Here is a 22,886-nt window from a genome sequence, read left to right as displayed (position 1 = left end):
TCTCGTTTTTCTATTTGGATATGAAATCTTGTCCCGTCATGGTCATCCAGCCTGTACGCAAGACATCCATGGTGGCCCGCACGTCGTGCACCCGGATGATCCTGGCGCCATGTTGCAACCCGATCAGGGCACAGGCCAGACTACCAGCCAACCGCTCGGCTACCGGGCGGTCAAGCAGGTTGCCTATCATAGACTTTCGTGACATGCCCACCAAGAGCGGAAGTTGGTAATCGAGCAGTGACGCCTGCTGTGCCAGCAGCTGATAGTTGTGCGCCAGCGTCTTGCCAAAGCCATAGCCTGGATCCAGTACCAGATGCTCACGCGGGATACCAGCCCCCAGACAAGCGGCAATCCGCTCGTCAAAGAAGGCTCTCACCTCCCCCAGCAAATCGTCATAGTGCGGCTCCACCTGCATGGTACGGGGCTGCCCCTGCATGTGCATGAGGCATACCGGTACGCCAGCCTCGGCCGCCGCGCCCAGCGCTCCCGGCTCTTGCAGAGCGCGGACATCATTGATGAGGTGACCACCTGCAGCACAACCCTCCCGCATGACAATAGCCTTGGAGGTATCGAGGGAGATCATCACATCCAGCTCGGAGACCATGCGCTCCACCACGGGGATGACCCTGTCCAGCTCCTCCTGCTCGCTCACGTCGGGGGCGCCCGGGCGGGTCGACTCGCCACCTATATCGATAAGGGTGGCCCCATCGGCCACCATGTCGCGGGCATGACCCAACGCCAGATCGATCTGCTTGAAGCGGCCACCATCTGAAAAGGAGTCCGGCGTCACATTGAGAATGCCCATGACATGGGGACGGTCGAGAGAAAGGGTACGTCCCTTGCTGATTAACTGCATTGCTTCAACTACCTCCAACAAGAGCGGCAAACTCTTCGTGCAAAGAAAAACCCCGGGCAAGCCCGGGGTTTGTATCATGACAACTTATTTGGCCGGGACATCGTTCGCCTTGTCGATGTCACTCAGAGGTGCACTGCCCTCTTCAGCCGGCGCCTTGGCCTCCGGCTCGTTGTTCACGCTGGCACCACCTTGCGGGGTGTCACCGTGCTCATCATGCCAGTTGCTGGGAGCACGGACCTCGCGACGCGCCATCAGATCATCGATCTGCTTGGCATCGATGGTCTCGTACTTCATCAATGCATCTTTCATGGTGTGCAGCACATCCATGTTGTCCAGCAGGATCTGCTTGGCACGATCGTAGTTGCGATCGATGACCTGCTTGACCTCTGCATCGATGATGCGGGCGGTATCGTCAGACATGTGCTTGGCCTTGGCCATGCTGCGGCCGAGGAAGACTTCACCGTCCTCTTCTGCGTAAAGCATGGGGCCGAGACGCTCGGACATGCCCCACTGGGTCACCATCTTGCGGGCGATGTCGGTGGCACGTTCGATGTCGTTGGATGCACCGGTCGATACCTTCTCGGCACCGTAGATCAGCTCTTCCGCCAGACGACCGCCATACAGGCTGGAGATCATGGACTCCAGATGCTGCTTGGAGTGGCTCCAGCGGTCCTGTTCCGGCAGGTACATGGTCACACCCAGCGCACGGCCGCGCGGAATGATGGAGACCTTGTAGACAGGGTCATGATCCGGCACCACGCGACCAATGATGGCGTGACCCGCTTCATGATAGGCCGTCATCTCCTTCTCGGACTCTTTCATCACCATGGAGCGACGTTCCGCCCCCATCATGATCTTGTCCTTCGCCTTTTCGAACTCCAGCATGGAGACCACTCGGCGGCTCTCGCGAGCAGAGAAGAGGGCAGCCTCGTTCACCAGGTTGGCCAGATCGGCACCGGAGAAACCAGGGGTACCACGGGCAATCAGCGCCGGATTGACGTCATCCGCCAGCGGTACCTTGCGCATGTGCACTTTCAGGATCTGCTCACGACCGCGAACATCCGGCAAGCCGACCACGACCTGGCGGTCGAAACGACCTGGACGCAGCAGCGCAGGATCCAGTACGTCGGGACGGTTGGTGGCGGCGATGACGATGATGCCTTCATTGCCTTCAAAACCATCCATTTCAACCAGCATCTGGTTCAGGGTCTGCTCACGTTCGTCGTGACCACCACCCAGACCGGCGCCACGCTGGCGACCGACCGCATCGATCTCATCGATGAAGATGATGCAGGGGGAGGATTTCTTGGCCTGTTCGAACATGTCACGCACCCGGGAGGCACCGACACCCACGAACATTTCCACGAAATCCGAACCTGAAATGGTAAAGAACGGCACCTTGGCCTCGCCTGCAATGGCTTTGGCCAGCAGGGTCTTACCGGTACCGGGAGGACCTACCAACAGGACGCCGGTCGGGATCTTGCCACCCAGCTTCTGGAATTTGGTCGGGTCACGCAGATAGTCGACCAGCTCCTTGACCTCTTCCTTTGCCTCGTCACAACCGGCTACGTCGGCGAAGGTAGTCTTGATCTGATCTTCGCTCATCAGGCGAGCCTTGCTCTTGCCGAACGACATGGCACCCTTGCCGCCACCGCCCTGCATCTGACGCATGAAGAAGACCCAGACACCGATCAGCAACAGCATCGGGAACCAGGAGATGAAGATGGACGTGATCAGGGACGGTTCTTCCGGCTTCTCACCCATCACCTTGACGTTATGGTTGAGCATGTCGTTGAGCAGTTGGGGATCCGGCGCAGGAATGATGGTGGTGAAACGTTCACCGGTGCGCTTGACGCCATTGATGACCTTGCCATCCATCCGCACTTCACGGATCTGCTCCTGGGTCACTTCTTTCACGAAGCTGGAATAGTCCAGCTGGCGACTGGTGGTATCGCTGGGGCTGAAGCTATTGAACACCGACATCAGCACGACGGCGATGACCAGCCACAGGATTAGGTTTTTCGCCATGTCACTCAAATCAATGACCTCGCAGACTGACAGTTAACGATGAGGGTTAGGGTACTACAGTTTAAAACCGGTAGCCACAATGTAGACTTCTCGTGAACGGGCACGGGACGAGTCTGGTTTTCGAATCTTGACGACAGAGAAAAGTCTACGTATTTCATTGAGATAGGCATCAAACCCTTCCCCCTGGAACACCTTGACTACAAAACTGCCATTACTGCTCAGGACCTGATTGCACATGTCCAGCGCCAGTTCCACCAGGTACATGGCACGGGCTTGATCCACCTGCTGGGTACCGCTCATGTTGGGCGCCATGTCGGACATGACGACATCCACCTTGTCGGGGCCGACTCGCTCCAGCAAGGCGCCGAGTACAGTTTCCTCCCGAAAGTCCCCTTGCAGGAAATCGACACCGGCAATGGAATCCATCGGCAAAATATCACACGCAATGACGCGCCCCTTGTCACCGACCTGGTCGATAGCAAATTGGGACCAGCCACCGGGAGCAGCCCCCAGGTCCACTACCGTCATCCCCGGCTTGAGCAGCCGGTCTTTGCCCTGGATCTCGTCGATCTTGAAAACGGCGCGAGAGCGCAGTCCCAACTTCTGGGCTTTCTTGACGTATTGGTCGTCGAAATGTTCTTTTAACCAGCGGGTTGAACTGGGGGAACGTTTTTTCTGGGTCATGATTGTCGACTTTAAAAAACCACAAGGGTTATTAGTATTAAGGGCTAAGTGGGGGTAGAATACGCCCCTTTCAACCCTGACTTATGAAGAAATTGCCATGATTCTCAACAATAAACAGAAACAGTACCTCAAGGGCCTGGCCCACAGTCTGAAGCCGGTCGTCCTGCTGGGACAACACGGTCTGACCGAAGGGGTGCTGGCCGAGATCGATCTGGCGCTGAACCACCACGAGCTGATCAAGGTTAAGGTTGCGTCTGAAGATCGTGAGATGAAACAGCTGGTGATGGATGCCATCGTTCGCGAGACCGGCGCCATCAAGGTACAGAGCATGGGCCATGTACTGACCATCTACCGTCAGGCCAAAGAGCCCAAGATCCAGTTGCCGCGCAAGTAACAGGAAAGAGCATTCGCTCTTTCCTTCATTTCCCTTCTTCCCAAGTCGCTTGCCAAAATAGTTGCCAGGCCCTTAACCTGCGATGAATAGCCGTGGACACCCACTATGGACAAGCATCAGCTCCTCACCGATGAAGAACTGGCCATGCTGCGGGACCTGGGAAACGATGAAGACATTGCCACCAGCCAATACCTACGCGGCACCCTGCCCCTTCCTCTCCAAAGCCTGTTGCAGCGAGCCAAGCCCCTGACACTCGAAGCCCGCATCGCCGGCTACCAATTGCGTTTCCCGCTCCACTGCACCCAGGCAGAGGAGGGCCACGCCGAGCTGCGCATCGCCGCGCCGACCATTACCGAGCTGGGTTCGCCCCATCTGCGCGCCTGGCGACTCGACGAAAAGGCCGTGCTTTGCACCGAAGACGCGGAGTACGAGGTATACAGCCTCTCCCTTGGAGGTCTCATCGTGGCCGGCTTGCCGGACGCCTTTGCCAAGGGAGATCCACTTGGCGGATACCTTCGCATCGAGGATCTCCCTCCCTTGGCCATGACAGGCACCCTCGTCAGGCACGTGGATGCCAATCCACATCGCCATGACTGGGCCGTCCAGTTCCGGCTGGGCAAGGAGGATCAGGAACAATTGCGGGACTGGCTCTTCCAGCGCCACCAGGACGCCTTCGTCCAGGCCTATCAGGGTGACTAAAGACAACAGGGGAGCCCGGCTCCCCTGTCTCTTTCCCCGACGTTCAATCAGAGATAGGCAACTTCCAGGATCTCGTACTCCACATCGCCACCCGGCGTCTTGACGATGGCAACGTCATCCACTTCCTTGCCGATCAGGGCTCGGGCAATGGGGGAGTTCACGGAAATCATGTTCTGCTTGATGTCCGCCTCGTCGTCTCCCACGATGCGGTAGATCACTTCCTCTTCCGTTTCACTTTTGAGCAGGGTCACGGTTGCGCCGAAGATGACACGGCCATTGTTGGCAATCTTGGTGACATCGATAATCTGGGCATTGGAGAGCTTGCCTTCGATTTCCTGAATGCGGCCTTCACAGAAACCCTGCTGCTCGCGGGCGGCATGGTATTCGGCATTTTCTTTCAGATCGCCATGTTCACGGGCATCAGCAATCGCTTCGATAATCTGGGGACGCAGCTCGGTCTTGAGATAATCGAGCTCTTGACGCAGCTTTTCAGCGCCGCGAACAGTCATCGGAGTATGATTCATAGTCGAAACCTGGGTTGCTTTATAAAGAGAAGCTGCGGCAATCAAAAGAGAGCCGCAGCTGTCGGTTCGGATGGGGCATCTTAATATGAAGCCGCCACAAAATCCATGTCAGCCCCTGCGAGCGGGATCCCGCTTTGGGCCAGCGTTACTTGGATTCCGAGACGCCAAGCGGAGCCGACACCGTCGGTTTGCCCTGCATGATGGCGATCTCGACACGTCGGTTCATGCGCCGATTCTCCGGGCTGTTGTTGGGCACCAGCGGCTGGGAATCCGCCATCCCTTGCACCACCAGACGATTGCCGTCAAAACCGGGCACCTTGATCATCTGGTGGGCCACCGCCACCGCCCGCTGGGACGAAAGCTCCCAGTTGGACTGGAACAACTCGTCCTCGGTGGCCACATTGTCGGTGTGGCCGGAGACGGTGATCTCCCCCGGCACATCCTTGAGCAGCGCAGCCACCTTGCGGATCACCGGCCAGAACTGGGGTTGCAGGAAGGCGGATCCCGCCGGGAACGCCGCTTTCTCGCGAATGCGAATGATGATCTGCTGACCCAGCGCCTCTATCTCGATGGCCCCATCCTGGATCTGGGCCTGCATCTGCTCCGCCAGTGCCTTGGCCAGGGTGTTGGACTGTTCCTGCGCCTTCTGGGCCTCCTGGGCGGTATCGCCACCGCTCTGCTGGCCTTCGGTCTTGTCATGTCCACCCGCCTTGTCCGCATCCCCAGGCTGGAAATCCAGCTCGGTCTGGGTCATGTCGATGGTCTGCTGCATGATGGTGTCAATAGGCGTCGGCTCGGGGCGACCAGGACGAAACTCCTGGGCGATGACGGAGGTTCCCTTGGGGATATCCTTGACCTCCAGGATGTTCTGCACCCCGAACGCCTTCTCCATGGAACCGGCGATCTGCTTGAACTTCTGCACATCCATCTCGGCAAAGGAGAGCAAGAGCACGAAGAAGCACATCAGCAGGGACATGAGATCCGCGAAAGTTCCCATGTAACCGGGCAATCCGGGAGGCGGGCACTTGCACTTTGCCATCTGTGCGCTCCTATTCGGTCCCGTTGTTGCGTTTGGACTGATTCAGGTAGTTCTGCAACATGGCCTGGATCACCCTCGGGTTCTGTCCATCCTGGATCCCCATGATGGCGTCGAGGATCAGGGTGCGGCTCAACTGTTCCTCGCCGCTGCGCAGTTCCAGCTTGTCAGCGATGGGGATGGCAATCATGTTGGCCTCGATGGCGCCATACAGGGTCGTCAGCAAGGCCACCGCCATGGCCGGGCCGATGGATTTGGGGTCGCTCATGTTGGCCAGCATGGCCACCAACCCCACCAGGGTACCGATCATGCCCATGGCCGGACCGAGATCCCCCAGGGAGCGGAACACCTTGATGGCTGTGGCGTGACGCTCGGACGTCAGTTCGATGTCCTTCTCCATCACCGCACGCACCACGTCGGCATCATGACCGTCCACCAGCATGTCGATGCCCTTCTTCATGAAGGTATTGGGGATCTCCGCCGCCTCCAGGGCCAGAAAGCCCCCCTTGCGGGCCGCATCCGCCAGTTCCACCGCCTTGGTGATGAGATCGTCGAGCTTGTCCCCCTTGTACATGAAGGCCTTGCCCGCGACCTTGAAGGCCATCAGAAACTGGCCGAGGTTGAATTTCATCATGCAGATGAACACGGACCCCAGTATGGTGATGTAGACCGATGGCATGTCCACATACATGCTCATGGGGCCGCCCAGCAACATGCCGTACACCACGACCCCGAACCCCAGCACTAAGCCTATCAGACTCCCTAAATCCACATCCCTACTCCTGTCGCCGAACGTGCCGTCTCATTATATTGCGTTGAATTTTCTGCTATTGCGTCCCCGGCAGCAAGCTCGGCACACCGCAATCGCCGATCGGCAATGCGTGGTTGCATGCCCGTTCTTATCGGCCAGGGTCAGGATAGTTTGAGGACGCCGCGTTTTTCTGCCTCCCCCCTGTGGCCGGTCGATGTTAAGATGAGCCGTTTTTTTCAATCCCCGAGGATGGACATGGCCAGTAAAAAAATCGACCGTCTGAGTTTTGATGCCACCCTGGAAGAGCTGGAAACCATAGTGCATCAACTCGAACAGGGCTCGCTCCCCCTCGAGGAGGCACTCAAACAATTCGAACAGGGCATCCATCTGGTGCGTGCCGGCCAGCAGAAGCTGGAACAGGCCGAGCAGAAGATCCAGATCCTCCTGACCCAGGCCGATGGCAGCGAGCAAGCGGTCCCCTTTCGAGCAGAACAAGGAGAGGAGTGAGTGACCCTGGACGATTTCTCCCGCCTGCATCGGCGCCGCATCGACGATTGCCTCTCGGCACAGCTTGACGCCCTGCCCGCCATGGCGCCACGTTTGCGGGACGCGATGAAATACGGCCTGCTGCTCGGTGGAAAACGGGTGCGCCCCTTCCTGGTCTATGCCGTTGGCGAGATGCTGGGCGTCAAGAGCGAACTGCTGGATGGCCCCGCCGCCGCCGTGGAGTGCATTCACGCATACTCCCTCCTGCACGACGACTTGCCCGCCATGGACGACGACGACCTGCGTCGTGGTCAGCCCACCGTACACAAGGCCTTCGATGAAGGCACAGCCATCCTGGCGGGCGATGCCCTGCAGACCCTGGCGTTTTCCATTCTGGCCGACCACCCCATGCCCGATACATTGATGGCCAACCGGGTGCGGATGCTGAGTGCCCTGGCCCGCGCGTCCGGCTATCTCGGCATGTGCGGCGGTCAGGCACTGGATCTGGACGCCGAAGGGCGCCGGATCAGCCTCGCCGAGCTGGAGCAGGTGCACCGCCACAAGACCGGGGCCCTCATCGAGTGCGCCGTGACCCTCGGCGCCCTGTGCAAGGCTGACGTGGAACCCGCCACCCTCACCGCCCTGCAAACCTATGCCGCCGCCATCGGACTCGCCTTCCAGGTGCAGGACGACATCCTCGACATCACGGGCGATACTGCCACCCTGGGCAAGCCGCAAGGCTCGGATCTGGCGCTGGAAAAGAGTACCTATCCGGCCCTGCTCGGACTCGACAATGCCCGTGAGCTGGCTCGCGAACTGCATGACAAGGCCTTAACAGCCCTGCAATCCTTGCCCTACAATACCGACATTCTGGAAGCGTTTGCCGATTACATCATCGAGCGAACCCACTAAACGCTGGATAACAGTAACAATATGAGCGTTGATATTAGCGATTTCCCCAACCTGGCCCTCGCAGACACGCCGGTCGATTTGCGATCCCTCCCCTTCGAGCGGCTGCCCGTGGTGTGCAACGAGCTGCGCGAGTATCTGCTGCGCTCGGTGAGCCGCTCCAGCGGCCACTTCGCCTCCGGCCTTGGCACCGTCGAGCTGACGGTCGCCCTGCACTATGTCTACAACACCCCCTTCGATCGGCTGGTGTGGGACGTGGGCCACCAGGCCTATCCCCACAAGATCCTGACCGGACGACGGGAGCGCATTCACACCATTCGCCAGAAAGATGGCCTGCACCCCTTCCCCTGGCGGGAAGAGAGCGAGTACGACGTGCTCAGCGTGGGCCACTCCAGCACCTCCATCGGGGCGGCGCTCGGCATGGCGGTGGCGGCCGAGAGCGAAGGGCTTGGCCGCAAGGTGGTCGCGGTCATCGGTGATGGCGCCATCACCGCCGGCATGGCCTTCGAGGCCCTCAATCACGCCGGCGACGTCCACAAGGACATGCTGGTGGTGCTCAACGACAACGAGATGTCCATCTCCGAGAACGTGGGGGCCCTGAACAATCACCTCGCCAGGCTGATGTCCGGCAAGCTCTACACCACCATTCGCGAGGGGGGCAAGAAGGTGCTGGCGGGGCTGCCGCCGGTCAAGGAGCTCGCCAAGCGGGCCGAGGAGCACCTCAAGGGCATGGTGGTACCGGGCACCCTGTTCGAGGAGTTCGGCTTCAACTACATCGGCCCCATCGACGGTCACGACATCCACGCCCTGGTCGAAACCCTGCGCAACATGCGCAATCTCAAGGGTCCCCAGCTGCTGCACGTCAAGACCAAGAAGGGCAAGGGCTACGAGCCGGCGGAAAAAGATCCCATCGGTTATCACGCCGTCCCCAAATTCAACCCGGATGACTGTGCCCTGCCCAAGAGCGCCGGTGGCAAACCCACCTTCTCCGCCATCTTCGGTCAGTGGCTGTGCGACATCGCCGCCAAGGACGAGCGCGTGGTCGGCATCACCCCCGCCATGCGCGAAGGCTCCGGTCTGGTGAAATTCAGCCAGCAATATCCGGATCGCTACTTCGACGTGGCCATCGCCGAGCAACATGCGGTCACCTTCGCCGCCGGTCTCGCCATCGCCGATCAGAAACCCGTGGTCGCCATCTATTCGAGCTTCCTGCAGCGGGCCTATGACCAGCTTATCCACGACGTGGCGCTGCAGAACCTGCCGGTGCTCTTCGCCATCGACCGGGCCGGTCTGGTGGGGGCCGACGGCCCGACCCATCAGGGGGCGTTCGACATCAGCTTCCTGCGTACCGTGCCCAACATGGTGGTGATGACCCCGTCCGACGAGAACGAGTGCCGCCAGATGCTCTACACCGGCTATCTGTGCAACGGGCCAGCGGCGGTGCGCTACCCCCGTGGCAGCGGCACCGGTATCCAGGCCGAGAGTGAGATGCAGGCCCTGCCCCTCGGCAAGGGACGTGTCGTTCGCGAGGGCAAGGGGACCGCCATCCTGGCGTTCGGCACCCTGCTGCAACAGGCCAGAGCAGCCGCCGAGGCGCTGGATGCCACCCTGGTGGACATGCGCTTCGTCAAACCCATGGACGAGGCGCTGGTGCTCTCTCTGGCCGCCTCCCACGATCAGTTCGTCACCCTTGAGGACAACGCCATCATGGGCGGTGCAGGCTCTGCGGTGAACGAGCTGCTGATGGGCTGCAAGCAGTGCAAACCGGTGCTCAACCTCGGCCTGCCGGACCGCTTCATCGAGCAGGGCACCCAGGATGAGATCTACGCCCTGCTGGGGCTGGACAGCGTGGGCATTCAGACCCGCATCGAGAGCTGGCTGCAGGCCTGACAAGGGTTATCGCAAGCAATAAAAAAGGGCGCCTGATGGCGCCCTTTTTTGTTATTCACTGTGCCAGACCAACCCTGTTCACATACTGTCGCGAGAAGGCCGTCAACAAGGTTGCAAGCCGCTCAGGAACCGAGACATACCTGAACACTCCTTGGTTCCACATAAGCGAGCAGCACTTGAACCTTGATCACGGCCTCGCAGCCAGTTCGTGGAAAGGTTTATCAGCCCTTGTAGATCTTCGGGTTGAACACATCCCGCAGCCAGTCACCCAGCAGGTTGATCACCAGCACCAGCACCACCAGGCAGAGGCCCGGGAAGGCGGTGATCCACCAGGATCCGGAGAAGATGTAGTTGAAGCCCACGCTGATGAGCGACCCCAGGGACGGTTGATCCACCGGCATCCCCAGACCCAGGAAGGAGAGGGCCGCCTCGCTCATGATGGCGTTCGCCACCTGCACGGTGGAGATGACCAGGATGGGTGACAGGCAGTTCGGCAGAATGTGGCGGAACATGATGCGCGGGGCGCGGAACCCCATCACCTGAGCCGCTTCCACATACTCCTTCTTCTTCTCCGCCAGCACGGAGGCGCGCACCGTCCGAGCATACTGGGGCCACTCGGCGATACCGATGATCACTACCAGCATCAGGATGGCGAACTTCGAGTAGAACTCGGAGCCAAAGGTCGCCTGGAAGATGGCGGAGATGATAATGGCCACCATCATGGTGGAGAACGACAGCTGCACATCGGCAAAGCGCATCAGCAGGTTGTCGATGCGACCACCAAAGTAACCGGCCATCAGACCGATGACGATACCGAGCACCAGCTGCAGCCCCACCGCGAACAGACCAATGGTCAGCGAGATGCGGGCGCCATAGAGGATGGTGCTCCAGATGTCGCGTCCCTGGTTGTCGGTCCCGAGCCAGAAGCGGGCCTCGCCCCCTTCCAGCCAGGAGGGAGGCAGCTCCGCATCCATCAGATCGAAGCTGGTCTGGTCATAGACGTTGTGCGGTGCGATCCAGGGTGCCAGCAGAGCCGCCAGCACGAAGACCACAAACACCGCAAAGCTGAACATGGCTACCTTGTCCCGCAGGAAGTAGTAGACGATGTCGGAATTTTTAAAACGTGCCCAACGGCTTGGGCTTGCAGTTACAGCATTAGTCATCTGTTACCCCTTGGCGGTCAGGTTGACGGTCGGGTTGATCAACCCGTAGAGCAGGTCGACCAGGGTATTGGTCACCACGAAAATGAGGCCGACGAAGATGACGTAGGCTGTGATCAGCGGCGTATCGACCCGGTGGATCGCCTCAAGGAAGAGGAAGCCGGTCCCCGGCCACTGGAACACGCTCTCGGTCAAGATGGTGTAGGCCACCATGGTTCCGATCTGCACACCGCCCACCGTGATGACCGGCAGCATGGTGTTCTTCAGGGCGTGCTGGTAGTAGACCTTGTTGTTGTCCAGCCCCTTGGCACGGGCAAACTTGACGTACTCGGAGGAGAGCTGCTCCAGCATCTCCGAGCGCACCAGCCGGATGAACAGCGGCAGCATGATGGAGGAGAGGGAGACCGCAGGCAGCACCAGGTGCAGGATACCGTCCCAGGTAAAGAATCCCGACTCCCAGCCCAGCAGGTTGTAAGTCTCGCCACGGCCATAGGCCGGCAGCCAGCCCAGCTGGATGGAGAAGAGGTACATCAGCATGATGGCGGTCAGGAAGACCGGGATCGAGATGCCGATGCTGCTCACCGCCATGATGAGCTTAGTCAGGAAACTGCGCGGTCTTATCGCCGAATAAACCCCCAGCGGAATGGAGACCACGACGATGATGAGCGCGGCGGCAAACACCAGCTCAAGGGTAGCCACCAGCTTGTCGAGGATAACCTCGAGGGCTGGTCGCTTGAAGAAATAGGAAGTGCCCAGATCCCCGTGTACCGCGTTCTTCAAGAAGCGGCTGTATTTCACGAGGAAGGGATCATTGAGTCCCATCTTGTCGCGCAGCTCCTGGCGCACGGACTCGGAGACGGATTGTCCCACCAGCTCGCGCAGCGGATCCCCCAGGTTGTCCTGGATGGAGAAGGCGACCAGGCTGATGACGAACATCACTATCACGGCCTGATAGAACCGTTTCAGCAGGAATGTAAACATGCTTGTCCTTCTACGTGGCCTGTGTCTTGGCACAGGCTTCTGTTAATGGCGGGGCAACCATGGGTGCCCCGCCGGGTCCTTCCTTAAACGCTTCGCTTACTTGTTGACCACCAGGTCACCCAGATAAGGGAAGTTCATCACGTTGACCACCGGCTTGATGTCGACGTTCTTCTTGGCGCCATAGGCCAAGTCTTCCCAGTGCAGCGGCACATAGGCGGCGTCGTCGATCAGCATGGCTTCCACCTTCTGCAGGATAGCGGCACGCTTGGCAGGATCGGTCTCGGTGTTGGCTTCCATCACCATCTTGTCAGCTTCCGCGTTGGCATAACCGCCGCAGTTGTACTGACCCATGCCGGTCTTGGCATCTTTGGTGAAGGTCAGGAACTCGAAGAAGTTCGCACTGTCTTCGGTGTCGGAGTGCCAGCCGATCAGCTGCATGTCAGCGGCGCACTTGTCAAACTCCGGCCAGTACTGGGCCACCGGCATGGTCTTCAGATCCACCTTGATGTTGATCTTGGACAGCATGGCGGAGACGGCCTGGGCAATCTTGACGTCGTTGACGTAGCGGGCAGCCGGGGAGATGAAGCTCATCTTGAAGCCCTTCTCGTAACCGGCTTCCTTCATCAGCTCCTTGGCCTTGGCCAGATCATACTGGGGCTTGAGCGCCTCGTTGTAGCCTGCGTAGCCTTTCGGGCTCAGCTGGCCGGCCGGGGTACCGAAGCCCTTGTTGATCTTGTCGACGATGCCCACCTGGTTGATGGCGTAGTTGATCGCCTGACGCACGCGCTTGTCTTTCAGCGCCGGGTTGGTGTTCTGGTTCAGCTCGATGATGATGGCACGGGTACCGGACAGGGTGACCAGCTGGGAATCCTTGCCGTTCTTCACGCGCTCCAGATCGTTCGGGGCAACCGGGTAGATCATGTCCACGTCGCCGCCCAGCAGGGCTGCAACACGGGTGGCGTCTTCCTTGATCGGTACCACGGTCAGGTTTTCGACGTTGCCCTTGGAGGCCTTGTCCCAGTAGTTGGCGTTGCGCACGTATTCCAGCTTCACGCCCTGCTCGCGGAACTTGACGCTGAACGGACCGGTACCGGAGACATTGGTGGAGGCGAAGGAGTCACCGTTCTTCACGATCTCGGCCTTGTCCTTGCCCGCCTCGGTCTTGCCGCTATAGAACTTGGAGTCCATCGGGAAGATGTAGGTGACGGTCTGCAGCACCAGCGGGAACGGCTTGGCGGTGACGAGATCCACGGTGAAATCATCCACCTTCTTGGCTTCGGCGATGGGGTCGAAGATCGCCTTGAAGTCCGGGGAGGCCTTCAGACGGTTGACGGTCCATACCACGTCATCGGCGGTGAAGTCGTTGCCGGAGTGGAACTTCACACCCTTGCGCAGGTGGAAACGGACGGTCTTGTCGTCGATGCGCTCATACTTCTCGGCCAGACGCGGCTCGAACTGCAGATCCTGGGTGTAACGCATCAGGGGGTCGAACACCAGGTGAGACATCTCCAGGGTCTGACCGGAGAGCTGCTCCTGCGGGTCCAGCGAGGTGGCGTCGGACGCGACGGCGACCTTGATGTCGGCAGCAGAAACGTTGAACGCGAGACCAGCGGCGAACAGCGCCATGGCGATCTTGGATAATCCTTTCTTCATGTCTTTCTCCATGCTTTTGGCTTTTTATTGACAGACAAACCGGCGAACCGGTGCTTTCCTAGCTTGCGATTTCCAGCCCCTCGCGGGACATTCCCTTGAATTCCGGCATGAGGGAGATCAGCTTGCGGCTGTACTCATGCTCGGCATTGGTGAACAGTTTCTCGGTCTCGGCCACTTCCACCAGATGACCGTGCTGCATCACACCGATGCGGTCGCACATCTGGCGGATGACCGGCAGATCGTGACTGATGAACAGCATGGTGAGCCCAAGCTCCTGTTGCAAGTCTTTGAGCAGGTTGAGGATCTGGGCCTGCACCGAGACATCCAGCGCCGAGGTCGGCTCGTCGCAGATGAGGAAGCGCGGGCGGGTCGCCAGGGCGCGGGCAATGGAGATGCGCTGGCGCTGACCACCGGAGAACTCGTGGGGATACTTGACCCCGGCGCCGCGGCCCAGGCCCACGTGATCCAGCAGGTCCCCGACGATCTGCTCTATCTGCCGCTCGCTCTCGGCGAGGCGGTGGAAGCGGATCGGCTCGGCGATGATGTCACGCACCTTCATGCGCGGGTTCATCGAAGAGTACGGGTTCTGGAACACCATCTGCATCTGGCGGCGCAGGGGGCGACGCTCGTGCTCCCCTTTCAGGGCGGTGAGATCGATCCCCTCGAAGACAATCTTGCCGGTGTCGGGCGGATAGAGCCCGGTGATGGCACGGGCGATGGTGGATTTGCCGGAGCCCGACTCCCCCACCAGACCGAAAGTCTCACCCTCGAAGATCTCGAAGCTGATGTTGTTGCAGGCGCGCACGTACTGGCGGCGGCTCGGGAAGATGGAATCCTTGGTGACGAACTTCAGATCCACGTTCTCCACCCGCAGCAGCGCGCCTTCATAGGTGCGCTCGTCCTGACTCTGGCCGAGCCAGTGGGTCTTGAGATCGATGCTGGTATCCGCCGCACCGGCATCCTCGATATAGGAGACCAGGGGGAAGCGCACCAGCTTCACATCCGAGCGGGGAACCGCCGAGATGAGGCTGCGGGTATAGGGGTGATTGGGGCGGCCCAGCACCTGTTCCGTGGTGCCGAACTCCACCAGATCGCCGCGGTACATCACCGCCACCTTGTCGGTGACGTTGGAGACCACCCCCATGTCATGGGTCACCAGCATGCAGCCTACCTGGCGCTCTTTGCACAGGTTGCGGATGAGCTGGAGGATCTGATCCTGGATGGAGACGTCCAGCGCCGTGGTCGGCTCATCGGCGATGATGAGCTCGGGATCCCCGGAGAGGGCGATGGCGATCACCACCCGCTGGCGCATGCCACCGGAGAACTGGTGAGGATACTGCTTGATGCGCACGTCCGGGTTCGGGATCCCCACCGCCCCCATCAGCTCGAGGGCCTTGGCAAAGGCCGCCTCGCGGGACAGGTCGGTGTTGGCGAGGATGGTCTCCACCAGCTGCTGCTCCACGGTGAACAGCGGATTGAGGGAGGTCATGGGATCCTGGAAGATGAAACCGATACGCGAGCCACGAATGGCCCGCATCTCGTTCTGGCTCTTGCCGGAGATGAGCTCGCCGTTGAGGTAGATGTCACCACGGGCGATGCGACCGGGCGGGCTCAACAGATCGATGACGGCGTTGCCGATGGTGGATTTGCCAGCGCCGGACTCACCGACGACGCCGACGATCTCGCCCTTTTCAACAGAAAAAGAGAGATCCTTGACCGCGGCAAGCACCCCGTAGCGGGAGGGGTACTCGATCCGCAAGTTTTTGACTTCAAGCAAGGACATGGTTACCTCTGCGGGGGACATCCGTCCCAAATAATTCGTCCGTAAATCAGCCGCAGATGCTGGTTGTGCCTTGGTACTGCTCGAGAGCCGTTGTTGTGTAATTAACGCTCAATCCATGAGGCAGCCAAACCAGCGATCCGGGCGGGTTTTTTGCATTTTTTTGGAATAACCCGCGAGTAAGTTAGTCGGTTTGCCCGCGGGTGTAAATGATCCAGTTATACAATTTCGCAATACTTTGCCCAGAGAATGCCGGCACCCTGGGGTTAAAATGTCGATAAAAGTCACATTACCAGAGATTACGCTGGCAATGCGAGGCCATCAACCAATTATGTTTCAACAAAATAGCAACAAACAATCTTATTCACTATCAGCATTATGCTGACCAGCTTCGAATGAGTAGTGAATATTTATGTGAAATGATTTTTTGACGGCAGCATATCCGGAGTAAGGAAAAATAGGCAGAGCTAAATAGGGACAATGCAGAAGGATCAACCTGGGCCACAGGCCCGCCGGCACGGCAAGCCGGGAGGGATTGCATACAAAAAAACGCAGGCCCCTCAGGGCCTGCGTGTGCGGTATATCCGGCCTCTTTGCAAGAGGAGAGGAGTGAAAAACAGCGAGAGGGCGTTCAGATGCCGCCTCCCCTCACCAGTGGGCAAGCAGTTGCATGCAGGCCAGGGCGAACAGGCCGGCAATGAGATCGTCCAGCATGATGCCAAGCCCGCCGTGAATGCGGCGATCGAACCAGGAGATGGGCCAGGGCTTGAGCACGTCGAACAGGCGAAACAGCACGAAGCCCGCCAGCACCCACTCCCAGCCGGTCGGAGCCGCAATCATGGTGACCCCGAATCCGATCACCTCGTCCCAGACGATGGCCCCGTGATCCGGCATCCCGATGGCGTCGGTGGCGCTCTGGCAGATGCGGATGCCCGCCACGAAACCTACCACCAGCAGGGCGATGAACCAGGAGGTCGGCAGCCCGCTCACCAAGAGATAGAGCGGGATGGCTGCCAGGGTCCCCATGGTGCCCGGCGCCTTGGGGGAGAGACCGGAGCCAAACCCCACCGCCAGGAAGTGGAGCGGGTTTTTAAGGTTCAGCCGCGTCAGTTCGGGCTTTATCTTGAAAGACATCATGCGAAGTGATCCCAGCCCTTGAGGTGCAGTTCGACGGGTTGTTCGTCCTGCAGATAGTCGATGCCAGGCTCCCCGGCCAGGATGCGACCGATGCGGGTGAACCTGACGCCACAATTGGCCAGCGCCGTGTCCAGGGCGCCGTGATGCTCCTGGGGCACGGTGAAGCAGAGCTCGTAGTCGTCGCCCCCGGCCAGGGCCAGTTGCCAGGCATCCATGGCCGGCACCGCATCCTGCAACACGGGGGAGAGGGGCAGCAGATTGAGATCGATCTGGGCCCGCACACCGGACGCCTTGAGGATGTGGCCGAGATCGGACGCCAGGCCGTCGGAGAGATCCAGGGCGCTGCTGGCCAGCCCGCGCAGGGCCTGACCGGCCAGGATGCGGGGATGGGGATGGTCGAGGCGCGGCAGCACGGCCGCCAACTGGTTCTCGTTGAGGGTGCGCTTGCCCAGCAGGTGGGAGAGCGCCAGGGCGGCATCTCCCAGGGTGCCGGTCACGTAGACCCCGTCACCGGCCTTGGCGCCGCTGCGCATCAGGGCGCGACCTGCCGGGACCGATCCTTTCACCGAGACGGTGATGGAGAGGGGCCCGCGGGTCATGTCTCCCCCCACCAGCGCCACGTTGTAGTACTCGGCGAGCTCGAGGAACCCTTCGGCGAAACCGGCGACCCAGCGCTCGTTGATGGCGGGCAGGGTCAGGGCCAGGGAGACCCAGCGCGGCTCGGCACCCATGGCGGCCAGATCGGAGAGATTGACCGCCAGCGCCTTGTAGCCGAGATCCACCGGATCCATGTCGGGGAAGAAGTGCACGCCGCTCACCAGGGTGTCCGTGCTCACCGCCAACTGGGCGTCGGGGGGCAGGGTCAGCAGGGCACAGTCATCTCCAGGGCCCATCACCACGTCCTTGCGGGCGTGGGGGACCTTGAAGTACTTCTCAATCAGCTCAAATTCACCCATACAGTAAAAAGCCAGCAATAAGCTGGCTCCTCTCTTAATTGCTGACGGACAGCAGGATCAGCGCTTGGGCAGCGTCTTGATCACCTTGTCCAGGACGCCGTTGACAAACTTGTGGCTGTCATCGGCGGCGAAAGCTTTGGCCAGCTCGATCGCTTCGTTGATCACCACGCGCGGCGGCACATCTTCACGACGGGTCAGCTCGTAGGTCGCCAGACGCAGGATCGCCTTGTCCACCATGTCCACTTCTTCCAGCGGACGGGAGAGGAAAGGCGCGAACACCTTGTCCAGCTCGTTGCAGTGGACCGCAACCCCGAACAGCAGATCGCGGAAATAGTTCAGGTCCACACCCTTGGTGTCCTGATCGATCTTGAACTGCTCTTCGATGTCGCCCACGTTGGCCTGGGTCATCTGCCACTGGTAGATGGCCTGGGTGGCGCTATGGCGGGCCTTACGGCGCTCGGACGGTTTCAATGCATTTCTCCTCGTTACACGTCCAGTTGTTTCAGGACGTTGATCATTTCGAGCGCGCTCAGTGCAGCCTCTGCACCCTTGTTACCCGCCTTGGTACCGGCGCGTTCGATGGCTTGTTCAATGTTTTCGGTGGTCAGCACGCCGAAGGCAACGGGAATGTCGTATTCCATCATCACCTGGGCCAGACCCTTGCCGTTCTCGCTCGCTACCAGTTCGAAGTGGTAGGTACCGCCGCGGATGACGGTGCCGAGTGCGACGATGGCGTCGTATTGACCGCTCTTGGCCAGCTTCTTGGCCGCCAGGGGAATTTCGACGGCCCCCGGTACGCGCACCAGGGTCAGATTGCTCTCCTGGACCTGACCTTGACGCTTCAGCACGTCCAGCGCGCCGTTCACCAGGCTGTCATTGATGAAGCTGTTGAAACGGGCAACGACAATAGCAACACGCGCCTCGGGAGCGGCGATATTTCCTTCGATAATCTTCATTGGAAATCCTGTCTCTGTGCAATCAATTAGGGGCCGGGCTCAAAAGTGCACGCATTCTAGCACAACAGAGCCGCGACAAAAAACCATGGCCGCAACGGGCGGCCATGGTGATGAATTCAACCGTACGCAGCGCTTACTCGCCGACGTACTCCACCACTTCCAGACCAAAGCCACCGAGGGCATGGTACTTCTTGGGAGAGCTCAATAGGCGCATCTTGCCGACCCCCAGCGCCTTGAGGATCTGGGAACCGACGCCGACCCGGCGCGAGGTGCCCTGCCACTTGGCCCCTTCCGGCGCCAGCCCCTTGTCGGCGGCTTCAAAACCCTTGACCCTGGCCAGCAGCTCGGCGCCATGGGCTTCCGCCCCCAGGATCACCAGCACCCCGCCCTCGTCGGCGATGCGGGCCATGGATTTGGGCAGCGGCCAGCTGCGGGCGCTGTGGCGGTCGGTGAGCAGCAGATCGCTCAGCACGTCGTGCAGGTGCACCCGTACCAGGGTCGGCTGGTCGGCCTTCACGTCCCCTTTCTTCAGGGCGAAGTGGACCTGGTTGTCGATGGTGTCGCGGAAGGTGACGAGGTCGAACTCGCCGTATTCGGTGGGCAACTTGCACTCGGCCACCTTCTCTACCGTGGTCTCGTGCTGGTTGCGGTATTCGATAAGGTCGGCAATGGTGCCGAGCTTGATGCCGTGCTGCTCGGCGAAGATCTCGAGATCCGGGCGCCGGGCCATGGTGCCGTCTTCGTTGAGGATCTCGACGATGACGGAGGCAGGCTCGAAGCCGGCCAGCCGGGCCAGATCGCAGCCCGCTTCGGTGTGGCCGGCGCGGGTCAACACACCGCCATCCTGCGCCATCAGCGGGAAGATGTGGCCGGGCTGCACCAGATCGGCGGCCTTGGCATGGGGCGCCACCGCGGCCTGTACAGTGACGGCGCGGTCGGCGGCGGAGATGCCAGTGGTCACCCCTTCCGCCGCCTCGATGGAGACGGTGAAAGCGGTGGAGAACTGGGCATTGTTGCGATCGACCATCAGCGGCAGCGCCAGCTGCTTGCAGCGATCCCGGGTCAGGGTCAGGCAGATGAGGCCACGACCGTAGCGCGCCATGAAGTTGATGTCTTCCGGGCGGACACAGGAGGCGGCCATGATCAGGTCCCCTTCGTTCTCCCTGTCTTCGTCATCCATCAGGATCACCATCTTGCCAGCCTTGATATCGGCAATGATTTCCTGGGTCGTGCTCAGCGCCATGGGCTACTCCATCAACATGCTTGGGGATTGAGCCAGTCGGCTCGACTTGATACTGCGTATTGTGCTCTAGATGGGGGCACGCGGCCCCGTTTCAATCCGCGCGGGATCACAGAACCGCGTTTTCCCGTCAAAACGGCTCACAAGAATCCGGACTGGGCCAGCTTTTCCAGGGTCAGGGTAGAGGCACTGCTCTGCTCGCGCTTGCCCGTCATCAGCCGCTCCAGATAGCGGGCTATCTGGTCCACCTCGAGGTTGACCCGGTAGCCGGGTTTCCAGCGGGCGATGGTGGTCTCCTGGGCGGTGTGGGGCACGATGGTCAGCCGGAACAGATCCCCCTGAACCGCATTGACGGTGAGGCTGATGCCATCCACCGCAATCGACCCCTTCACGGCGATGTAGCGCGAGAGCTCCCCCGGCGCCTTGATCCAGTATTCGATGGCGCGGCCGCTGGACGATTTGCTCTTCACCTCGCCGATGCCGTCCACGTGGCCGGAGACCAGGTGGCCGCCGAGACGGGAAGTGGGCATCAACGCCTTTTCGAGGTTGACCGGATCCCCCACCTTGGCGGCAGAAAAACCGGTGCGGGAGAGGGTCTCCAGGGAGACGTCGGCGGTATAGCTGTGATCCCCGAGCGCCACCACGGTGAGACAGACGCCGTTGGTGGCGATGGAGTCGCCCAGCTTGACGTCACTGAAGTCCAGGGTCGGCGCGTGCACGATGAGGGCCATGTCCTCCCCCTGGCGACGCAGCTCGGCCAGGGTTCCCACCGCTTCGATAATTCCGGTAAACATGCAGATCACCTTGCTGATGACGGGGGCGATGGATGCCCCCGTGAACATTGAAAAATCAGGCTATTTTCGCAGTGATGCGAATATCCTGGCCAAGCATGCGCACATCCTTGAGGTTGAGTTTGGGGGCCTGGAACAGCCGGGTCAGCCCCGGCAGATGGAACAGGCCGCGCCCCTCATCCCCCATCAGTTTGGGCGCCTGATAGAGCACCAGCTCGTCCACCAGCCCCTTCTCCAGCAGGGCGCCGCACAGCCGCGGCCCCGCCTCCACCAGTACCGAGTTGACGTTCTGTTTGGCCAGCAGCATGAACAGACTGACCAGATCCAGCTTGCCATCCAGCAGCGGCACCTCCAGCTGCTGCACCCAGGCGGGCCACTCACCGGATGCCTTGTGGCGGGCCAGCAGTACCGGGCTCTCGCTCTGGAACAGGGGCAGATCCGGGGTGAGCCGGTTTTGCGAATCCACGATGACCCGCAGTGGCTGGCGCAGGGTCTCTTTGGGATAGACCGCCTTGACCGAGGGAGGCAGCTCGTCCCAGCGCACGGTGAGGGAGGCGCCATCCGCCAGCACGGTCTCGGCGCTGGAGAGGACCGCATCGTGACGGGCCCGCAGTCGCTGCACGTCCCGGCGCGCCTCCGGAGAGGTGATCCACTGGCTCTCGCCACTCGCCATGGCGGTGCGACCATCCAGGCTCGCCCCCAGCTTGACCGTCACCAGCGGAAACGCGGTGCGCATCCGCTTGAAGAAACCGGGATTGAGGGCCTCGGCTTCCGCGGCCAGCAGGCCGAAATCGGTCTTGATCCCCGCCTCGGAGAGCATCCGCAGGCCACGCCCGCCCACCTGGGGGTTGGGATCCACCATGGCAGCCACCACCCGGGTCACCCCGGCCTTGATGAGCGCCTCGGCGCAGGGCGGCGTGCGACCATGATGGGAGCAGGGCTCCAGGGTCACATAGGCGGTGGCACCGCGGGCCTCTTCCCCTGCCGCGTGCAGAGCATAGACCTCGGCATGGGGCTCACCGGCCCGCTTGTGCCAGCCCTCCCCCACCACCACGCCGGCCTTCACCAGCACGGCGCCGACGCAGGGGTTGGGGGCCGTGGTGTAACGGCCGCGCCGGGCCAGTTCGAGGGCCCGGCTCATCCATTGGTAATCGTCTTGACTAAACATCCGGGCTCCTGTGTCCAGCAACCTGTCCCCGGTGGCACGGCCATCCGATGGGACAAGAAAATAGGGTGTACGCGCTTGCAGCACGCCTTCTCGGGCAGATCGGCCATGGCATCTGACGCCATGGCGACGGGCACACACATCGCAGGATGCGGCCGCACGCCCTCATACTTTTTCACCAGTGCAACGATGCGCTATCTGGATGTCTCACTGGTGTAACAACTGGCGCTGCCGCAACGGCAGCCCCTCTCTTATTCACATAGGGAGCGACAGGCCGACGTTACTTCTCCAGCTTGGCGATCTCTTCCCCGAATTCGCGAATGTCTTCAAAGCTGCGGTAGACGGAGGCAAAGCGGATGTAGGCCACCTTGTCCAGGCTCTTGAGCTCATCCATCACCAGATTGCCCACCAGCTGGGAGGCCACCTCCCGCTCACCGGTGGCCCGCAGGCGGGACTTGATGTGGTTGACCGCCTTCTCGATGGCCTCCATGCTCACCGGCCGCTTCTCCAGCGCCCGCAGAATGCCGGCACGCAGCTTGTCTTCGTTGAAGGGCTCGCGGGAGCCGTTGGACTTGATGACGCGGGGCATGACCAGTTCGGCCATTTCGAAGGTGGTAAAACGCTCGTGACAGAGCAGGCATTCGCGACGGCGGCGCACCTGATGGCCCTCGGCCACCAGACGGGAATCGATCACCTTGGTATCAACGGCACTACAGAAAGGGCAATGCATCTGACCTCCGGCGTGGATGAAAATGGGCGCGGGCCCCGGGGGCTGGCGCTAGGCCGGCCAGTGTAACACGGCCATCCAGA

The 22,886-nt window shown here is 60.7% G+C and carries 23 protein-coding genes; 5 read left to right on the top strand and 18 right to left on the bottom strand.

Features of this window, described 5'->3' with window-relative positions:
- Positions 1–10: 10 nt before the first annotated feature.
- The 3 genes from folP to rlmE form a co-directional block, all read right to left on the bottom strand.
- Positions 11–856, bottom strand: a complete 846-nt coding sequence (folP, locus tag PG883_RS00285; RefSeq protein WP_113977507.1) for a dihydropteroate synthase — start codon at positions 854–856, stop codon at positions 11–13.
- 84 nt (positions 857–940) lie between these two features.
- Positions 941–2,893, bottom strand: a complete 1,953-nt coding sequence (ftsH, locus tag PG883_RS00280; protein ID WP_104455437.1) for an ATP-dependent zinc metalloprotease FtsH — start codon at positions 2,891–2,893, stop codon at positions 941–943.
- 45 nt (positions 2,894–2,938) lie between these two features.
- On the bottom strand, positions 2,939–3,568 hold the full coding sequence (rlmE, locus tag PG883_RS00275) for a 23S rRNA (uridine(2552)-2'-O)-methyltransferase RlmE (protein WP_010675375.1): 630 nt from the start codon (positions 3,566–3,568) through the stop codon (positions 2,939–2,941).
- A 97-nt stretch (positions 3,569–3,665) separates the two neighbouring features.
- Here rlmE and yhbY point away from each other — a divergent pair, with 97 nt between their 5' ends.
- Positions 3,666–3,962: a ribosome assembly RNA-binding protein YhbY gene (gene yhbY, locus PG883_RS00270; RefSeq protein WP_010675376.1), complete on the top strand. Its 297-nt coding sequence runs from the start codon at positions 3,666–3,668 to the stop codon at positions 3,960–3,962.
- A 105-nt stretch (positions 3,963–4,067) separates the two neighbouring features.
- Positions 4,068–4,661 carry a PilZ domain-containing protein gene (locus PG883_RS00265; RefSeq protein WP_109112129.1) on the top strand — a complete coding sequence of 198 codons (594 nt, stop codon included), beginning with the start codon at positions 4,068–4,070 and terminating at the stop codon, positions 4,659–4,661.
- Positions 4,662–4,708: 47 nt separating this feature from the next.
- Here PG883_RS00265 and greA read toward each other — a convergent pair whose 3' ends face one another.
- The 3 genes from greA to pomA form a co-directional block, all read right to left on the bottom strand.
- On the bottom strand, positions 4,709–5,185 hold the full coding sequence (greA, locus tag PG883_RS00260; protein WP_045525791.1) for a transcription elongation factor GreA: 477 nt from the start codon (positions 5,183–5,185) through the stop codon (positions 4,709–4,711).
- Positions 5,186–5,330: 145 nt separating this feature from the next.
- Positions 5,331–6,224 carry a flagellar motor protein MotB gene (locus tag PG883_RS00255; protein WP_042878323.1) on the bottom strand — a complete coding sequence of 298 codons (894 nt, stop codon included), beginning with the start codon at positions 6,222–6,224 and terminating at the stop codon, positions 5,331–5,333.
- 10 nt (positions 6,225–6,234) lie between these two features.
- The gene (gene pomA, locus PG883_RS00250; protein ID WP_029314770.1) at positions 6,235–6,993 is read right to left on the bottom strand and encodes a flagellar motor protein PomA; all 759 of its coding nucleotides are present in this window, start codon (positions 6,991–6,993) and stop codon (positions 6,235–6,237) included.
- Positions 6,994–7,227: 234 nt separating this feature from the next.
- Between pomA and xseB the strand changes: the two genes are divergently transcribed.
- The 3 genes from xseB to dxs are packed head-to-tail and all read left to right on the top strand — an operon-like array spanning position 7,228 to position 10,257.
- Entirely contained in the window at positions 7,228–7,479 is a 252-nt protein-coding gene (xseB, locus tag PG883_RS00245) for an exodeoxyribonuclease VII small subunit (RefSeq protein ID WP_010675381.1), read from the top strand.
- Complete coding sequence (gene ispA / locus PG883_RS00240) at positions 7,480–8,370, top strand: (2E,6E)-farnesyl diphosphate synthase (protein WP_041215676.1); 891 nt, start codon at positions 7,480–7,482, stop codon at positions 8,368–8,370.
- Positions 8,371–8,391: 21 nt separating this feature from the next.
- Positions 8,392–10,257 (top strand): 1-deoxy-D-xylulose-5-phosphate synthase, encoded by a 1,866-nt coding sequence (gene dxs / locus PG883_RS00235; RefSeq protein WP_043153238.1) that lies wholly within the window; start codon positions 8,392–8,394, stop codon positions 10,255–10,257.
- A gap of 221 nt (positions 10,258–10,478) precedes the next feature.
- Here dxs and PG883_RS00230 read toward each other — a convergent pair whose 3' ends face one another.
- From PG883_RS00230 to nrdR, 12 genes are all read right to left on the bottom strand, one after another.
- On the bottom strand, positions 10,479–11,420 hold the full coding sequence (locus PG883_RS00230; RefSeq protein WP_029314771.1) for an ABC transporter permease: 942 nt from the start codon (positions 11,418–11,420) through the stop codon (positions 10,479–10,481).
- Between the two features lie 3 nt (positions 11,421–11,423).
- Positions 11,424–12,398, bottom strand: a complete 975-nt coding sequence (locus PG883_RS00225; protein ID WP_010675385.1) for an ABC transporter permease — start codon at positions 12,396–12,398, stop codon at positions 11,424–11,426.
- A gap of 96 nt (positions 12,399–12,494) precedes the next feature.
- A complete protein-coding gene (locus tag PG883_RS00220) occupies positions 12,495–14,051 on the bottom strand; it encodes an ABC transporter substrate-binding protein (protein ID WP_010675386.1) in 1,557 nt (518 codons plus the stop codon).
- A 58-nt stretch (positions 14,052–14,109) separates the two neighbouring features.
- The gene (locus tag PG883_RS00215; protein ID WP_010675387.1) at positions 14,110–15,834 is read right to left on the bottom strand and encodes a dipeptide ABC transporter ATP-binding protein; all 1,725 of its coding nucleotides are present in this window, start codon (positions 15,832–15,834) and stop codon (positions 14,110–14,112) included.
- A gap of 645 nt (positions 15,835–16,479) precedes the next feature.
- Positions 16,480–16,968 carry a phosphatidylglycerophosphatase A family protein gene (locus PG883_RS00210; RefSeq protein WP_201925248.1) on the bottom strand — a complete coding sequence of 163 codons (489 nt, stop codon included), beginning with the start codon at positions 16,966–16,968 and terminating at the stop codon, positions 16,480–16,482.
- Positions 16,965–17,924, bottom strand: coding sequence for a thiamine-phosphate kinase (gene thiL, locus PG883_RS00205; protein ID WP_201925250.1), 960 nt, complete (start codon positions 17,922–17,924; stop codon positions 16,965–16,967). Before thiL ends, PG883_RS00210 begins: the two co-directional genes overlap by 4 nt.
- Before the next feature lie 57 nt (positions 17,925–17,981).
- Positions 17,982–18,395 carry a transcription antitermination factor NusB gene (gene nusB / locus PG883_RS00200; RefSeq protein WP_270806821.1) on the bottom strand — a complete coding sequence of 138 codons (414 nt, stop codon included), beginning with the start codon at positions 18,393–18,395 and terminating at the stop codon, positions 17,982–17,984.
- A 14-nt stretch (positions 18,396–18,409) separates the two neighbouring features.
- Positions 18,410–18,880 carry a 6,7-dimethyl-8-ribityllumazine synthase gene (gene ribH, locus PG883_RS00195; RefSeq protein ID WP_010675391.1) on the bottom strand — a complete coding sequence of 157 codons (471 nt, stop codon included), beginning with the start codon at positions 18,878–18,880 and terminating at the stop codon, positions 18,410–18,412.
- Between the two features lie 133 nt (positions 18,881–19,013).
- Positions 19,014–20,123 (bottom strand): bifunctional 3,4-dihydroxy-2-butanone-4-phosphate synthase/GTP cyclohydrolase II, encoded by a 1,110-nt coding sequence (gene ribBA / locus PG883_RS00190; protein WP_039040299.1) that lies wholly within the window; start codon positions 20,121–20,123, stop codon positions 19,014–19,016.
- Between the two features lie 137 nt (positions 20,124–20,260).
- Positions 20,261–20,914: a riboflavin synthase gene (locus tag PG883_RS00185; protein WP_270806820.1), complete on the bottom strand. Its 654-nt coding sequence runs from the start codon at positions 20,912–20,914 to the stop codon at positions 20,261–20,263.
- A 55-nt stretch (positions 20,915–20,969) separates the two neighbouring features.
- Positions 20,970–22,079, bottom strand: a complete 1,110-nt coding sequence (gene ribD, locus PG883_RS00180) for a bifunctional diaminohydroxyphosphoribosylaminopyrimidine deaminase/5-amino-6-(5-phosphoribosylamino)uracil reductase RibD (protein ID WP_039040300.1) — start codon at positions 22,077–22,079, stop codon at positions 20,970–20,972.
- A gap of 277 nt (positions 22,080–22,356) precedes the next feature.
- The gene (gene nrdR, locus PG883_RS00175; protein WP_010675395.1) at positions 22,357–22,806 is read right to left on the bottom strand and encodes a transcriptional regulator NrdR; all 450 of its coding nucleotides are present in this window, start codon (positions 22,804–22,806) and stop codon (positions 22,357–22,359) included.
- Positions 22,807–22,886: the final 80 nt, after the last annotated feature.

The organism is Aeromonas sp. QDB25 (assembly GCF_027707725.1).
In the GTDB taxonomy this organism is placed as follows: Bacteria; Pseudomonadota; Gammaproteobacteria; order Enterobacterales; family Aeromonadaceae; genus Aeromonas; species Aeromonas caviae.
The sequence above is the reverse complement of the archived record's forward strand: the minus strand, read 5'-3'. Positions and strand labels throughout refer to the sequence as shown.

Coding starts and splice junctions, on each gene's coding strand:
- folP (WP_113977507.1), bottom strand. CDS start 856: ATGCAGTTAATCAGCAAGGGACGTACCCTTTCTCTCGACCGTCCCCAT.
- rlmE (WP_010675375.1), bottom strand. CDS start 3,568: ATGACCCAGAAAAAACGTTCCCCCAGTTCAACCCGCTGGTTAAAAGAA.
- yhbY (WP_010675376.1), top strand. CDS start 3,666: ATGATTCTCAACAATAAACAGAAACAGTACCTCAAGGGCCTGGCCCAC.
- PG883_RS00265 (WP_109112129.1), top strand. CDS start 4,068: ATGGACAAGCATCAGCTCCTCACCGATGAAGAACTGGCCATGCTGCGG.
- greA (WP_045525791.1), bottom strand. CDS start 5,185: ATGAATCATACTCCGATGACTGTTCGCGGCGCTGAAAAGCTGCGTCAA.
- PG883_RS00255 (WP_042878323.1), bottom strand. CDS start 6,224: ATGGCAAAGTGCAAGTGCCCGCCTCCCGGATTGCCCGGTTACATGGGA.
- xseB (WP_010675381.1), top strand. CDS start 7,228: ATGGCCAGTAAAAAAATCGACCGTCTGAGTTTTGATGCCACCCTGGAA.
- dxs (WP_043153238.1), top strand. CDS start 8,392: ATGAGCGTTGATATTAGCGATTTCCCCAACCTGGCCCTCGCAGACACG.
- PG883_RS00230 (WP_029314771.1), bottom strand. CDS start 11,420: ATGACTAATGCTGTAACTGCAAGCCCAAGCCGTTGGGCACGTTTTAAA.
- PG883_RS00225 (WP_010675385.1), bottom strand. CDS start 12,398: ATGTTTACATTCCTGCTGAAACGGTTCTATCAGGCCGTGATAGTGATG.
- PG883_RS00220 (WP_010675386.1), bottom strand. CDS start 14,051: ATGAAGAAAGGATTATCCAAGATCGCCATGGCGCTGTTCGCCGCTGGT.
- PG883_RS00215 (WP_010675387.1), bottom strand. CDS start 15,834: ATGTCCTTGCTTGAAGTCAAAAACTTGCGGATCGAGTACCCCTCCCGC.
- PG883_RS00210 (WP_201925248.1), bottom strand. CDS start 16,968: ATGATGTCTTTCAAGATAAAGCCCGAACTGACGCGGCTGAACCTTAAA.
- thiL (WP_201925250.1), bottom strand. CDS start 17,924: ATGGGTGAATTTGAGCTGATTGAGAAGTACTTCAAGGTCCCCCACGCC.
- ribH (WP_010675391.1), bottom strand. CDS start 18,880: ATGAAGATTATCGAAGGAAATATCGCCGCTCCCGAGGCGCGTGTTGCT.
- ribBA (WP_039040299.1), bottom strand. CDS start 20,123: ATGGCGCTGAGCACGACCCAGGAAATCATTGCCGATATCAAGGCTGGC.
- PG883_RS00185 (WP_270806820.1), bottom strand. CDS start 20,914: ATGTTTACCGGAATTATCGAAGCGGTGGGAACCCTGGCCGAGCTGCGT.
- ribD (WP_039040300.1), bottom strand. CDS start 22,079: ATGTTTAGTCAAGACGATTACCAATGGATGAGCCGGGCCCTCGAACTG.
- nrdR (WP_010675395.1), bottom strand. CDS start 22,806: ATGCATTGCCCTTTCTGTAGTGCCGTTGATACCAAGGTGATCGATTCC.